This window comes from Pseudomonas persica, assembly GCF_900291015.1.
GTDB lineage: Bacteria > Pseudomonadota > Gammaproteobacteria > Pseudomonadales > Pseudomonadaceae > Aquipseudomonas.
Window position 1 is genome coordinate 1 of sequence record NZ_OLKL01000263.1, and the last position, 251, is coordinate 251.

At 31.9% G+C, this 251-nt stretch carries 1 protein-coding gene; it reads right to left on the reverse strand.

Annotated features, from left to right (window positions below):
- Positions 1-51: 51 nt before the first annotated feature.
- On the reverse strand, positions 52-251 hold a 200-nt coding region (locus FQ664_RS27620; protein WP_218570447.1), incomplete at its 5' end, for a hypothetical protein.

A 251-nucleotide genomic window follows, 5' to 3' on the forward strand; every position in this document is an offset into this window, starting at 1 on the left:
GTAAACTACTTTATATATTTAACAAGTTAAAACCTGTATTATCCAAGGGTTTCATTGAATTTTAAAATAAATCCCTGAAATCAGATTTTGAATCGACAAATAAAATAATGATGGGGCGAGATTCCGGAGCTCTCGCCCTTTAAAATATTTTTTCCAAAACCGGTACAATGTAATAATAGTTTGTCGTTTCCATTTTTTCTTTTTTCCTAGCTGTTCCATAATAATACTGGCTACAATAGGCGGTTCAAAGG